The sequence below is a fragment of the Flavobacterium sp. N502540 genome (assembly GCF_025947365.1).
GTDB lineage: Bacteria > Bacteroidota > Bacteroidia > Flavobacteriales > Flavobacteriaceae > Flavobacterium.
The window spans coordinates 2,390,400-2,404,381 of the sequence record NZ_CP110012.1 but is presented as its reverse complement, the minus strand read 5'-3'; the positions used below and the strand labels follow the sequence as shown (position 1 = coordinate 2,404,381).

11 protein-coding genes are annotated in these 13,982 nt (G+C 37.0%); all 11 read right to left on the bottom strand.

The window, feature by feature from the left end; all coding sequences use genetic code 11:
• Positions 1-86: 86 nt before the first annotated feature.
• The 11 genes from queG to OLM58_RS10440 all read right to left on the bottom strand — a co-directional run bounded on the left by queG (position 87) and on the right by OLM58_RS10440 (position 13,970).
• A complete protein-coding gene (gene queG, locus OLM58_RS10490; RefSeq protein WP_017498169.1) occupies positions 87-1,013 on the bottom strand; it encodes a tRNA epoxyqueuosine(34) reductase QueG in 927 nt (308 codons plus the stop codon).
• Positions 1,010-2,356: a cytochrome P450 gene (locus tag OLM58_RS10485; RefSeq protein WP_264532234.1), complete on the bottom strand. Its 1,347-nt coding sequence runs from the start codon at positions 2,354-2,356 to the stop codon at positions 1,010-1,012. Before OLM58_RS10485 ends, queG begins: the two co-directional genes overlap by 4 nt.
• Positions 2,357-2,367: 11 nt before the next feature.
• The gene (ruvB, locus tag OLM58_RS10480) at positions 2,368-3,390 is read right to left on the bottom strand and encodes a Holliday junction branch migration DNA helicase RuvB (RefSeq protein WP_017498167.1); all 1,023 of its coding nucleotides are present in this window, start codon (positions 3,388-3,390) and stop codon (positions 2,368-2,370) included.
• A gap of 215 nt (positions 3,391-3,605) precedes the next feature.
• On the bottom strand, positions 3,606-4,175 hold the full coding sequence (locus tag OLM58_RS10475) for a hypothetical protein (RefSeq protein ID WP_264532233.1): 570 nt from the start codon (positions 4,173-4,175) through the stop codon (positions 3,606-3,608).
• Positions 4,162-4,656 carry an RNA polymerase sigma factor gene (locus tag OLM58_RS10470; RefSeq protein ID WP_264532232.1) on the bottom strand — a complete coding sequence of 165 codons (495 nt, stop codon included), beginning with the start codon at positions 4,654-4,656 and terminating at the stop codon, positions 4,162-4,164. The genes OLM58_RS10475 and OLM58_RS10470 overlap by 14 nt, the downstream gene beginning before the upstream one ends.
• Position 4,657: 1 nt before the next feature.
• The gene (locus tag OLM58_RS10465; RefSeq protein ID WP_249967005.1) at positions 4,658-5,494 is read right to left on the bottom strand and encodes an alpha/beta fold hydrolase; all 837 of its coding nucleotides are present in this window, start codon (positions 5,492-5,494) and stop codon (positions 4,658-4,660) included.
• Positions 5,495-5,649: 155 nt separating this feature from the next.
• Positions 5,650-7,080 carry an AcvB/VirJ family lysyl-phosphatidylglycerol hydrolase gene (locus tag OLM58_RS10460; RefSeq protein WP_264532231.1) on the bottom strand — a complete coding sequence of 477 codons (1,431 nt, stop codon included), beginning with the start codon at positions 7,078-7,080 and terminating at the stop codon, positions 5,650-5,652.
• Positions 7,081-7,108: 28 nt separating this feature from the next.
• Entirely contained in the window at positions 7,109-7,771 is a 663-nt protein-coding gene (locus tag OLM58_RS10455) for a DUF998 domain-containing protein (RefSeq protein ID WP_264532230.1), read from the bottom strand.
• Between the two features lie 8 nt (positions 7,772-7,779).
• A complete protein-coding gene (mprF, locus tag OLM58_RS10450) occupies positions 7,780-10,407 on the bottom strand; it encodes a bifunctional lysylphosphatidylglycerol flippase/synthetase MprF (protein WP_264532229.1) in 2,628 nt (875 codons plus the stop codon).
• A gap of 532 nt (positions 10,408-10,939) precedes the next feature.
• A complete protein-coding gene (locus tag OLM58_RS10445; RefSeq protein WP_017498159.1) occupies positions 10,940-12,742 on the bottom strand; it encodes a cbb3-type cytochrome c oxidase subunit I in 1,803 nt (600 codons plus the stop codon).
• Between the two features lie 31 nt (positions 12,743-12,773).
• Complete coding sequence (locus tag OLM58_RS10440) at positions 12,774-13,970, bottom strand: cytochrome c oxidase subunit II (RefSeq protein WP_017498158.1); 1,197 nt, start codon at positions 13,968-13,970, stop codon at positions 12,774-12,776.
• Between the last annotated feature and the right edge of the window lie 12 nt (positions 13,971-13,982).

Below are 13,982 nucleotides of genomic sequence, written 5' to 3'. Positions count from 1 at the left end.
TTTATTTGTATGAAAAAATTAAATTAGAGCTCCTAAAATCATTAAAAAACCAAAAAAACAAGACAAACTACATCCTGTTTTTAGTTTTATTCAAGAAAGAGAATATTGCGTTTTAAGCCATCAAATTTGGTTCTTTTGATAGGGGAATTTTTAAAAACTAACCGAAAAGTTTCCTCGGTAATTTCGATCCAATCCTTTTTAGAAAAGGAAAGTAGTTCCGGATTAGGATTGAATAAAGGTTCGGAATGCGGCTTTGAGAACCGATTCCACGGACAAACATCCTGACAGGTATCACAGCCAAACATCCATTCATCAAACTTTCCCTTCATTTCATGAGGTATGTTTTCTTTGAGTTCGATCGTGTAATACGAAATACATTTACTGCCGTCGACTACGTGAGGAGCCACTATTGCCTGTGTGGGACAGGCATCAATACAGGCGGTACATGATCCGCAATGATCTGTTGTAGCATGGTCGTACTCTAAATCTAAATCCAGAATAAGTTCGGCTATGAAATAAAAGGATCCTACTTTTTGAGTTAGCAGGTTACCGCTTTTACCAATCCAGCCCAGTCCGCTTTTTGCTGCCCAGGCCCGATCTAAAACGGGTGCCGAATCTACAAAAGCGCGGCCTGATACTTCTCCTATATTTTCCTGAATCGAGTGTAAAAATTCTTTTAATTTTTCTTTAATCACAAAATGATAATCCTGACCGTAGGCATATTTCGAAATTTTAAAACTTTCGTCGGTCTGGGTTTCTGTTGGGTAATAATTTAGTAAAAGCGACACTACACTCTTGGCATCATCTACTAATAAAGTAGGATCCAGACGTTTGTCAAAATAGTTCTCCATATACCCCATCTGCCCATGATGGTTGTTGTTTAACCATTTTTCAAGACGCGGCGCCTCCTCTTCCAGAAATCCTGCTTTGGATATTCCACAAGAAAGAAAACCAAGCCTCTTGGCTTCAGCTTTTATAAATTTTGAATAGGTCTCTTTAGAATTGATTGTCATCTTTTAGAGAATAAAACTTCTATTCCAACAGGTTTTAAAGTAATTAACGGATTGAATTGAACCGTATCAGTCTCCGATTTAATTACATATTTTTTCACAATATGAGCCACAGTAAGGCACATTTCATAGATCGCAAATCCGGCTCCGATACACATTCTTGGTCCGGCTCCGAAAGGATAAAAATATTGCATCGAGTGTTTCTTTTGTTCTCCAAGAAAACGCTCCGGGATAAACTCTTCGGGGTTTTCCCAGTATTTAGGATTTCGATGCAACTCATAAAAAGAAACTCCAATTAATGTTCCTTTTTTTAAATGATACGATCCAATGGTATCGTCTTCAACATTTTGCCGGTCTGTAATCCAGGCTGGCGGATACAGTCGCATCGTTTCATTGATAACGGCATTCAAATAGGTCATCTTTTGCAATTGTTCTACTACATTCTCTGTTTGTGCTTCGATTTCCAGAATTTCATCCAATACTTTCTGCTGTATCTCCGGATTTCTTCCCAAAAGGTATAGTGTAAAAGTTAAGGCATTGGCACTGGTTTCATGTCCGGCAATAAAAAGAATTTTAATTTCATCGATCAGTTGTTTGACCGACATTCCTTCACCGGTATCTTCGTAACGTGTTTCTAAAAGCAGCTGAAGCAAATCGTTTACGGGCTCTCCCGAAGTGGTTCGCTCGTCAATAATTTCCTGAATGATTCGGTTGTTCTCTTCGGCCAGTTCCAAATGTTTTGCCACCTGACCACTCACAGAAAACCACCATGCTTTATGGGGAAGCCGAATTTCTTTGATCAAAAAATTCTGAACTTCTTCGATGATGTATTTGATCCGATTTAATTTCTCTTCCGAAATCGAAAGATGAAACAGTGATTTCGCCACTACATTAAATGCAAGCTGACTCATAACCGGAAAGAGATCAATGCACTTTTCTTCCTCCAATTCCTTTAATTCTGAAACGATTGTCTCATTCATATTCTCAACCAGCTGATTCATTTTCTGTTTATGAAACGCGGGCTGAATGAGTCGTCTTTGTTTCAGCCAAAAATCACCGTCAACGGTCAAAAGTCCTTTTCCCAAGTATTTTGAAAGATAAACGGACTGAAATTTAGATTTGTGATAGTTCCTTTGATTTTTCTGTAAAATATGCTGGGCAATCTCATTATCACGCGATAAAATCAAGTGTTTCGAACGTCCTATCTGAAGCGAAAAAGAATCCCCAAACTGATCAAAATATCTTTTATGATAAGGAATAGGGTTTCTGCGCACTCCTTCGGCATCTAAAAAGAACCTTACGATCGAAAGCTTGTTCGGGTACTTGTATTTTTTATTTTCAGACATGCTTAACAGGATTAAAACAATCCGCCCTGAATGTTGGTGTTTATTTTTCCTAAATGTTTATAGGCCTTATCCGTAACCTCACGTCCACGTGGTGTACGCATAATAAAACCTTCCTGAATCAAAAAGGGTTCGTAAACTTCTTCAATGGTTTCACTGCTTTCTGATACAGCAGTTGCCAAAGTCGAAAGTCCTACGGGGCCACCTTTGAATTTATTAATAATGGTCAGTAAAATTTTATTATCCATTTCATCCAATCCATGCGCGTCTACATTTAATGCTTTTAAGGCATAACGTGCAATTTCGATGTCGATGGTTCCATTTCCTTTTATTTGTGCAAAATCGCGAACTCTTCGCAATAATGCATTGGCAATACGAGGTGTTCCACGGCTTCTGCCGGCTATTTCGATAGCGGCATCCAATGAAATTGGCATTTTAAGTATAGAAGAACTTCTTTCAACAATCGTGGTCAAAAGTTCAGTGGTGTAGTATTGTAAACGGGATGAGATTCCAAAACGAGCTCTCATCGGAGCTGTCAACAATCCGGAACGCGTTGTAGCTCCTATCAGCGTAAAAGGATTCAGATTGATTTGTACCGTTCTGGCATTTGGTCCGGATTCAATCATAATATCGATTTTGAAATCCTCCATAGCCGAGTACAAATACTCTTCGACAATAGGACTCAAACGGTGAATCTCATCAATGAATAAAACGTCTCTTTCGTCAAGATTGGTCAATAAACCTGCCAAATCTCCCGGTTTGTCCAAAACAGGACCTGAAGTAATTTTGATCCCCACTTCAAGCTCATTGGCCAGAATGTTCGCCAAAGTAGTTTTACCCAATCCCGGAGGTCCGTGAAAAAGAGCGTGATCAAGTGCTTCACCACGCTGATTAGCGGCAGCAACGAAAATCTTTAGGTTCTCTAAAACCTGATCTTGTCCTGCAAAATCATCAAATGACAGTGGACGCAATCTTTTTTCAAGATCTAATTCTTCCGGATTGTACCCTTTTGTAGTGGGATCTAAGTTTTCATTCATTTTACAAAGATAGACAAAGAAATTAGTTTGTAAAACAGTTCTATTTCAAATTCCAAGTTTCAAGTTTCAGGTTTCGAGTTTCAGGTTTCGAGTTTCGAGTTTCAAGTTTCAGGTTTCAGGTTTCAGGTTTCAGGTTTCAAGTTCTAAATCATTCCTTTGCGGGGTAATGGCGGAACAACCCTTCGTTATCCGCCATTTGAATTGCGATACTCTTTTTAGGAAATGTTTTTTAAGAAGTCTAAGAGCTTTACTTCCCTCTTAATGATTCTTACCAGCATTACTCCAAAAAACAGTAAAAAACCAAATCCGCTGACAAGGATATAGAGATAAAACCCTTTGGAGAAATTTTCTTTAAAAACGGGCAAAAGCAAGGTAAATCCGACAATATAAGTCAGATAAATTATGGGCGTAAAAATGTAATGTATTTTTTTTCTCCATTGATAAAACCGTTGAGCCTGCTTACTGTATTCGATTAAGGGAACATCTGTTTTTAAATTCTCAAATTTTCTTGCGCTCCTCCACTCCAGAGCGATACGAACCACCAGCATGGTAATCATAATTCCCAATCCGAAACTGAATACCGTTTGTTTGTAGGCTCCCACCCAAATGTAATAGGCGATGAGTATGATTGCCGTCAGACTCAGAATTATTCTGGTCCAAAGATGATTGCGCTTTATTTTTTTAGTATGTGCTTCTGCCTTTTCAATGACATCATTGGCGGCTGGTTTTATATTGGATGCTGCTTGCTGATCCCAAATGTTTTGTAAATCTTCAAATGTTTTCATTTTGTACACATTGCATTAAACTTTTTTTAATTCGATGAATTCTAACCCGAAGTGCTTCTTCAGTGATTCCGATTACTTCTGATATTTCCGGATATTCGATACCATCTAAGATCATCAGAATGATCATTTTATTGGTTTCTTCGAGCTTTTGTATGCACTGATACATTTGCTGAAGCTGTTCTTCTTTTTCATCCGAATAAGTTTCCGAAGCAACCTTAGGCAGTATATCAGTTCTGACTTCTTTTCTCACAGATGATTTTCGTAAATAAAGAAGACAGGTATTAACGGTGATCCTGTAAATCCACGTGCTGATGCTCGATTCATTCCGAAAGGTATCTAAATGCTCCCAAACCTTGATGAAAACTTCCTGAACTGCATCAGAAGCCAATGCAATATCTCCACAAAAATAACCTTTGCACAAACGAAACACTTTATTATAATGTTTGTTATAGATCTCGTTAAATTGTTCTTTTTTATTCACCTTAACGTATTTCTGATTTTACTTTTTCCATGAACCACTCCGGTTGATCGTACATTACAAAATGTGCTGAATTTGCTGCATAATAAATTTTAACGGATGGCAGATTTTCATATTGCGCTTTATAAGTATTTTGTACGGTAGCAAGATCGGGATTTGTGGCCGCTAAAATTACTACCGGGATTTTAATTTTGGCAATTTCTTTGCGCAAATCTAAATTAAGCATATCGATATAACCGTATACATAGGTTTTCCTGTCGGCCACACTCATCCATTCGTTGATTGTTTTTTGCTTTTCTTTGTTGAGACACATATAAGATGTTGCCTGAGAATTCATCGCATTGAAAGCCTTTTGGTCCATTCCCAGCATCATTTTGCTTTGCGGATTGTCATAAGGAATGACTTCTCCTTTGTAGTTCGGAATCATTAAAGCTGCACTTGCAGGTAAAGCGTCCACAAGGATTACTTTTTTGAACAAATTGGTTTCTTCGGCTGCCAGCCACAAACTTAGAGTTCCTCCTAAACTGTGCCCCATTAATGTGGCTTTCTTTAGTTTTTTGGTCTTTACATAAGAGACAACCTGATTTTTTATTGTAGACAACCAAGGGCCTTCAATTGGAGGAACATTTCCAAACCCTGCAAAAGTAAAAATGTGGCATTCGTAATTTTTAGAAAGTTCAGCTACGGTTTCGTTCCACACTTCTCCAGTACAGCCAAAACCCGGAAATAATAAAACAGGTGCTCCTTTTCCTTTTACGTCGACCTTAAAAGCGGTTTGCGAAAAAACAGATTTTGAAATAAGAAGCATCAATGCGATCAGTAAAATTGATTTAGTTTTCATAATGTTATTTTTTAAAGTTTCTCTTTTGATGCAGTGCCATACTATTTGTTACCTCAAAAAATACTTTTTTTCAAAATAAATTATAAACCCATAATCTGCGGTACTTCACGCGTGTTTTTGTTGCGTAAAAAAACGGAATAACGCAGCTATTTTAGTTATTTAATCTCTTTCAGAATACTCTCAGCTATTTTATTATAGTCATTGTTGTAGTGATGTGACCCGGGCAAAGCAATAGTTTTGATTCCGGCTTCTGAAAAACGATTGCGGGTTGCGGCGTCTTCTTCATCTCCAAAAAAACAAATTGGATTGTAGGACTTGATTTTTTTTATTTCGGAAATCACATCAAAAGTGTCCTTCGAACTTTCCATACTCAGCATGTCTGCAATATGAATTTCAAAATCGGCTTTTGCATCCGGAGACAGCAAATACAATCCTTTTAATTTTTCTTTCAGGGATTCCGGAAAATTACCTGCTACAAACGGAATTACAGAAGCACCAAATGAATAACCGGCAAGTAGGAATGTTTTTCGATTCCATTGCTGTAAATAATGTTCAACCGCTTTGACTATTGCATTCGAAGTCTCGACAGGAGTTTTTGCGTTCCAAAAATATTTCTGCGAATCCAATCCTATTACGGCAATTCCTTTCTCTGCCAAAGTTTCCCCGACAGATTGATCAAAACTGGTCCATCCTCCATCACCTGAAATTAAAAAAGCGACAGGCAAAGATTCATTTTTACTTTTTGTCGGAATTAAAATTAAAGGCATTTCAAAAGGCAAAGGTGCAAGGTGCTGTTCTTGAAGCAAAAGATTTTGTTCTGATTTCTGCTGACTATAATTTGGGGTATTCAAAATCTCCCTGAAGGCAGCTGTAAATTGTGGCAGCCAGTTTTTAGTAACCGAAAAACCATGTCCCACTTTGGGCAGTGTTATTAGTTTTCCCTGCTTCATGCCTTCCATGTATTTTTTAGTGTCAGCATAATTACAAACCTGATCGGTGATTCCTTGCAAGACGATAAAAGGAGCCGATAATTTTTCGGTTTTTTCCAGAAAATAAGCTTTTCCTTCTTTCAAAACATGTGAAGTCAGTCCGGAACCGTCACATAAAGTCCTGTCAGTTTCTATATCGGGACAAAAACCTAAAGCGATGGCTCCGCCAAAAGTATTCGCGGGAGCCTGAGCCAGCATACCATAGATTAGGGTTGCACCCGAAGAATATCCGGCCAATATTGGCTTTAGATATTGCTTCATCTTTATCTTTTTTTGCAGCAGCAGACTAAGCTCTTCAAAGTCTCCGGCAGGATAATAACATTTAGATTTTTCTTTTTTGATTTCCTTAAAATAATGCTGAATATCAATCCCCGCAACCACAGCTCCCTGGTCGGCAATATTTTTAGCCATATCGACCACACCGCTGTTCCATCCACCATCACCCGAAACGAACAAAACAACTGCTGTTGGTGCTGTACCAGGCTTGTATATCATAATTTTTCCAAATGCTCCAACCCTTAAAGTATCTGTTGTTACGGCATAAACATTAGTCCCAAAAATAAAAACCGACAGAAGAAGTGTTACGACTTTGTTCATCTTGATTGTTTTTTAACATTACGAAATCTTAAATTATAGTTTTCCTATTATACATTATGACCGAAATTGCAATAAAATAAACATACAGATTCAGCAGAAAAAGCCTTTGCCATAATCCTTTGCATAAAGCAATAAAATCACCTGCCTCAGAAGGAAAACGAATCCCAAAGCACAACAGTGTAATACCGCCAATGATAAAAATGATCCATGAAAAACGGTAAAACCCGGGATTGTTTCCTTTTGAAATCACTCTGCACATTACTAAAGGCAACAATACTGCAGCAATAATTCCGACACCTCCTGCAATATCATGTAAAAGAAAAGAGAAAGTCCTTTTACCGTTTATGATATCCGCTTTAAACAAACCGGAGCCTATCCCTTCTCCTAATCCATACATCATAATCAACAAAGAAGCAACTTTTACATATCGCCCGTCTTTATCAAAGGCTTTTCTGAAAAGGACTCCAAAAAAAATAAATACGATTCCAATTAAAATCCACCAGGCAGAAATTAATTTGGATACCGGACTAATAGTTGCTCCCAAAGAACTAATGGTGTTCTGCAGCTGACTATACTCCTGATAACACCTTCCTAAGACAAACAGTACTACAAAATCAGAAATACAGGTAATTATACAGATTACTGCTGAGACTCTAACCCAATTGAACGGTACTGTTTTCCCGGCCTTCATCTTCTTAATTATGGTTTTACAACTTTATTTAAAACTAACGGGGCCTGTAGCAAATCATAATCATGTGTATACACTAAGTATTTATTATACCAAACCGGGGAAAATTTTTCTTTAAAATCACGCAATCCTTTATAATGTGAAAAATACTTAATTCTTTCATACGCAAACTTCATTGACTTTTCCGAAAAAGTGTCCGGTTCTTCAATTCCACTCATCGCAGCTAATCCTAAATTGACTGAGGTACAGCCCTGAGTTTTCAAATAAGCAAAAAGTTCTAAAAGGATAAAATCGATGATGCCATTTGGCGCATCATTGGTTTTCCGAATCAAATCGTATGTTCCTTCTCCTTTAGCATAATCCGGAATCACATTTAAAAAAGCCACAATTTTCTCTTCAGCATTTTCCACTGTTATGATGGTTTGCTGTTTGAGTTCTTCCCAATCAAATTTACCTTGCGAAAAAATGATTTCAGTTCTTCCGGTACCCGCAAGCCATTCATCACTTACCGCTTTAACTTTTTGCAGTAATCCATCCTTAACCGGTGCGGTATGAATGGTAGTCTTAAAACCCTTTTCTTTGACTTTGCTTATCGCATTACGCAATGATTTTTTAGCACCTCCTTCCATCGTAAATACCGATAAATCCACAACAGCTTCCTGCCCTATAAACAAATTCTTTTTGTGCAGTGAGACAAAGAGTTCTAAATTTTCTTCGGGAACACGATAATAAATACTTCGCAAGCCATTCTCGTAACAATACTCGTCAAACTCGATAATGCACTGTTTAAATTCATCCTCCGATGCTGCCACGGGGTTTTCTAAAACCACCGCAAAACTATCCCCCACACGATAAGCTAAAAAAGACTTTTTACTTTTAGCTATAAAAATATTTTTATCGTCATACGTTTTAAAATAATCTAAAGCAGAAGTTCCATACTGATTCAGAAGATCATTAGCAGATAAAAAATCATCTTCTACTGCTTCCTTTTTTATGGTATAGGGACGGATTAAGGCAAAGATCAAAAAGCCTATGGATAAAAAACCACTAATGTTGATGGAAAGTAAAAAGCGCCTTGCAAATCTGTCGAGGGGAACCAAATCAGAGCTCCCCACCAAAAAATAATTTTGGAGCCCATATCTAATAGATTGCTGCCAGTGAAAATCGATGCCAAAATGTTTCTTATCCAAAAAGTAGAATCCCAGAATGCTGTATATTAAAACAGCTGCCATAGTGATTAAAACTGTTTTTAATCCGATACTCTGCAGGTGCGCATTGCTCTTGATATAATATTCTTTTCTGGTAATAATCAAACTGATAAAAACAATCAGAGCGATTACCGCTTCTTCATAATCAATTGCCTTTGTGAGGTGTCCGATCACAGAAATACCACTTAAGAAAATGGCAGACCACCACGCATTTCGCAAACCTTTGAGCATAAATGTCGCATTTACCAACATGAATAAACCCGCGGTTATCACAAAATCATTTGATGCTTTAATAGCCGAGACGGGAATAATGTTTCTCAGGATGTGCAATCGTTCTGAAATAGCCGGAGTTAATACAGACACTATGTTTATTAACCCAAGGACAAAAAGTAAAAACGAAGGCACAACCCGCATCAATAAGGTATTCGCATTAAACAAAAAGAGGAATGCCCCTGCAACTAATGGAATCCAAAATTCGAAGAAACGATACAAAAAAGTGATGGCGATAGCACTAACATTATCAAACCCGAATTGTATTAATATAAAACTCATTGAGATTTCTATAGCTCCTAACCCCCGCAGAAACGGAGAAACGATTAAAAAAATAACCGAAACAATATACCCTATTACAGCGGCAGGCAATGACGGCTCAAATCCCAAAGCGATCATCGCAATATACAAATGTGCTATTCCGGCAAACTCGATGAGCACGGAATAAAAAACAACTTGCAGAAATTTCTTTTTTAAGATTCTGTTTTGCTGTAAATCATCCAAAAAGACAACTGCAGAAGGAAGAAGTTTTATAATGAGACGGTACAGAGCCCCTTTTTTTAATATCGAATCATAAATCAGAAAAAGAAATAGAGCCAAGATCACAACCGCTCCCAAGGCATATCCTTCACCAGATCCCGCAGTTCCCTCCAATAAAGAGTAGATTAACGCCGGTATTGCCACAATAATAACCGAGAGTATCCCGACAAAACCATAAACTACAGAAGCAAAATGAATTTGAGTTGGTTTTACACCGCTCTTTTCAATGGATTTTGTAAAAAAAGCTAAAGAAGAAATTCCACCCGCCGGCAAAAAAACGCTTACAAAATTTCGTTTGAGAAATAAAATAATGGCCTGTTTAAAAGATATCCCGCTTTGAACAGCTTTAAAAGAGGCAAAATACATTAACGCCTGAAGAGATACATACAAGAAAGCAAGAGCAATTCCGCACGAAACCCAAAAAAAGCTGGCATTGGTAATTACAGTATTAACTTCAACTAATTCCGAACGTTCGTGTTTGATAAACCAGATTCCAATTCCGATAAAAAAAATAGTAAATACAAACTGTCTGATAATTTTATCATTCTCACGTAAAAAAGAGACTCCCTTTCTGTCTTTAAAAAAACTAAAAATTGTATTGGAAATCACTTGTGTCTTCATATTACCAGCGAATAATTTACTTATGAAAAATGAAACCTGTTTCTATATAAATATACAATAATTATCTATCTGTCAATTATTTAGTTTGCTATTTTTCTCACTTTTACAAACTATACCAAACTAAGGGTAATTATGACTACATCTAATTACCTTTTTTAGATCAAGAACAAAAGTTGGCGAGAAAAAGGCTAAAAGCCTGAAAAGCTCGGGCATAGTGCGAAGCGCTATAATTTAGATTAAGGTGTAGAATTACCCTGAATGGGCAAAAGCACTTTTCAACTCCAACAAATTCTGATAAAAAAATAACACTCATAGAGAATCTCACACAAAATATGCCGCATACTTTTCTTTGCGATCAGGCTTTTGCCATAGCCCTTCAAAGCAAATCCGGATTTCAATAGTGCTCCTGTCACAATTGAAATCCGGATTCAAATGTTTTCCTATGCAAATGAAATAATCCGATTCACATTCTAAACGCGCAGTTTATAAAAACAAAAAAGACTGTCTTTGCAGACAGTCTTTTAAAGTATTTTTAGTGGTGTAAAACTTCTTCACCTTCTTTCATCGGTACATTTTGTGGTACAAAATCTACATCGTGATTTGGGTTACTGTAGTCATACGGCCAACGGTATACGTGAGGAATTTCACCTGGCCAGTTACCGTGGATATGTTCTACAGGAGTAGTCCACTCTAATGTTGTTGATTTCCATGGATTCTGAACAGCTTTCTTACCGTAGAAAATACTAACGAAGAAATTGTATAAGAATACTAATTGGAACGCACCTCCTACAAGAGCGAATGTTGTAATTAAAACATTCACATTTTGCAAATCATCAAATAATGGGAAGTTTGTGTTTGTATAATAACGTCTTGGTAAACCAGCTAATCCAATAAAGTGCATTGGGAAGAATACTCCATAAGCACAAACTGCCGTTACCCAAAAGTGAATGTAACCTAAGTTTTTATTCAACATTCTACCGTACATTTTAGGGAACCAGTGGTAAATACCAGCAAACATTCCGTAAAGTGCAGAGATACCCATTACTAAGTGAAAGTGAGCAATTACGAAGTAAGTATCGTGAACGTTAATATCTAAAGTACTGTCTCCTAAAATGATTCCTGTTAAACCTCCAGTGATGAAAGTAGAAACCATTCCGATAGAGAATAACATTGCAGGATTGAATTGTAAGTTACCTTTCCATAAAGTTGTGATCCAGTTGAACGCTTTTACAGCAGATGGAATTGCAATCAATAAAGTTGTGAAAGTAAATACAGATCCTAAGAAAGGATTCATACCTGAAATAAACATATGGTGACCCCAAACAATTGTAGATAAGAATGCAATTGCAAGAACTGACATAATCATCGCTCTGTAACCAAAGATTGGTTTACGAGAGTTTGTAGCCATAATTTCAGAAACAAGACCCATTGCTGGTAAGATTACGATGTAAACCTCAGGGTGTCCTAAAAACCAGAATAAGTGTTCGAACAATACAGGAGAACCACCTTGGTAGTGTAAAACTTCTCCGGCAATATAGATATCAGATAAGAAGAATGAAGTACCAAAACTTCTGTCAAAGATCAATAATAAAGCAGCTGACAATAGTACAGGGAACGAAATAACACCAATAATAGCTGTTACAAAAAATGTCCAGATTGTCAATGGAAGTCTTGTCATAGACATTCCTTTTGTTCTAAGGTTGATAACCGTTACAATGTAGTTCAAAGATCCCATCAAAGAAGATGCAATAAAGATAGCCATTGAAACTAACCATAAAGTCATACCTGTTCCAGAACCTGGGATTGCTTGTGGTAAAGCACTTAATGGAGGGTAAATTGTCCAACCTGCAGATGCAGGTCCAGCTTCAACAAATAAGGAACATAACATTACTACAGCAGATAAGAAGAACAACCAGTATGAAATCATATTCATAAATCCGGAAGCCATATCTCGCGCTCCAATTTGAAGTGGAATCAATAAGTTACTAAAGGTTCCGCTCAAACCGGCCGTCAGTACAAAGAATACCATGATGGTACCGTGAATGGTAACCAAAGCCAGATAAATATCATTTGCCATTACACCATCAGGTGCAAATTTATCTCCTAATAAAACATTAAAAATTTTAAAAGACTCTTCTGGCCAAGCCAATTGCATTCTGAAAAGCAACGACATTGCAATACCAATTACTCCCATTACAATACCTGTAAGTAAGTATTGCTTAGCAATCATTTTGTGATCAATACTAAAGATATATTTAGTAATGAACGTGTCTTTATGATGATGTTCGTGCTCGTGATCGTGTCCGTGATCGTGACCGTGCGCTTCTGCTGACATATATGTGTACTTTAAATTTTCTTAATAAATATTATCTCATAGCCACTTTAGCTACAACTGCCTTAACCGTATCGATAACTGCTTTCACAGTATCTTTAGCAGTGCTATCTGTGCTCGCTTTTGCTTCTTCACCAGCCTTTTTTTCAGCATCTGCAGCAGCGGCAGCTTTAATATCCTGAGCTAATGTAGTTTTTTCGCTTAACCATTTTTTATAATCTTCCGGAGTGTCAACAACTACTTTCATTTGCATGTTGTAGTGAGAAGCTCCACAAATTTTATTACATAATAATAAATAGTCAAATGTATAAGGATCTAAAGCTGTTCCACCTTTAGCTACTAACTCAACGCTTTTTTCAGCTCTAAGTTTGTTGATGTGTGCAACTTTCTCCACCATAAACGGTAACTCTCTGTATTCAGAAGTTGTGTAAGTTGGAATAAAAGCAAATTCAGTCACCATTCCAGGAACACAGTTCATCTGTGCTCTAAAGTGTGGCATGTAAGCAGAGTGTAATACGTCTTGAGAACGCATTTTGAAATGTACTTTTTTACCTTTTGGAATATGCAATTCACTAACTACGATATCATCCTGAGCATTAGGATCAGACATGTCTACTCCTAAAGTATTTACACCTTCAATTAAACGAACGTTTGCTTTTCCTAAAACATTGTCCTGACCAGCATATCTTGCTGTCCATTTAAATTGTTGAGCGTATAATTCAATTTCAATTACATCCTCGTCTTTATCAACAAACATAATGTTGTTCCAAGCGTACAATCCGTAAAGGATTAAACAAGCTAAAACTACAGATGGAATGATACTCCAAATTGCTTCTAATTTATTACTATCAGCAAAGAATAAAGCTTTTTTATCTTTATGTCCTCTGTTTTTAAAAGAGAACCAGTATAATAATCCTTGTGTAATAACCTGAACTGTGAATATTAATACCCATGTAATGTTCATTAAGTTATCTACTAAAAGCCCGTGCTCTGAAGCCGGTGTATGAAGTGCTAAATTACCCCATTTCAATAAACCGTAAATCGTAAAGATATAAATGAAAGCTAAGAAGCCAAACATGATATACCCCTGAACATTATTATCATTATCGGATGCCACTTGCGAATCGTCCGAAGAAGCGGATCCCACTTGCGTAAGATCGAATATCTTGGTCAATTGCCACAATGCAACTGCTAATAAAACTAAAACTATAATTACCAACAAACTTGTCATCTGTTTACTTCT

Coding starts and splice junctions, on each gene's coding strand:
- OLM58_RS10485 (WP_264532234.1), bottom strand. CDS start 2,356: ATGTCTGAAAATAAAAAATACAAGTACCCGAACAAGCTTTCGATCGTA.
- OLM58_RS10455 (WP_264532230.1), bottom strand. CDS start 7,771: ATGAAGGCCGGGAAAACAGTACCGTTCAATTGGGTTAGAGTCTCAGCA.
- queG (WP_017498169.1), bottom strand. CDS start 1,013: ATGACAATCAATTCTAAAGAGACCTATTCAAAATTTATAAAAGCTGAA.
- OLM58_RS10445 (WP_017498159.1), bottom strand. CDS start 12,742: ATGTCAGCAGAAGCGCACGGTCACGATCACGGACACGATCACGAGCAC.
- ruvB (WP_017498167.1), bottom strand. CDS start 3,390: ATGAATGAAAACTTAGATCCCACTACAAAAGGGTACAATCCGGAAGAA.
- OLM58_RS10460 (WP_264532231.1), bottom strand. CDS start 7,080: ATGAACAAAGTCGTAACACTTCTTCTGTCGGTTTTTATTTTTGGGACT.
- OLM58_RS10440 (WP_017498158.1), bottom strand. CDS start 13,970: ATGACAAGTTTGTTGGTAATTATAGTTTTAGTTTTATTAGCAGTTGCA.
- mprF (WP_264532229.1), bottom strand. CDS start 10,407: ATGAAGACACAAGTGATTTCCAATACAATTTTTAGTTTTTTTAAAGAC.
- OLM58_RS10465 (WP_249967005.1), bottom strand. CDS start 5,494: ATGAAAACTAAATCAATTTTACTGATCGCATTGATGCTTCTTATTTCA.
- OLM58_RS10475 (WP_264532233.1), bottom strand. CDS start 4,175: ATGAAAACATTTGAAGATTTACAAAACATTTGGGATCAGCAAGCAGCA.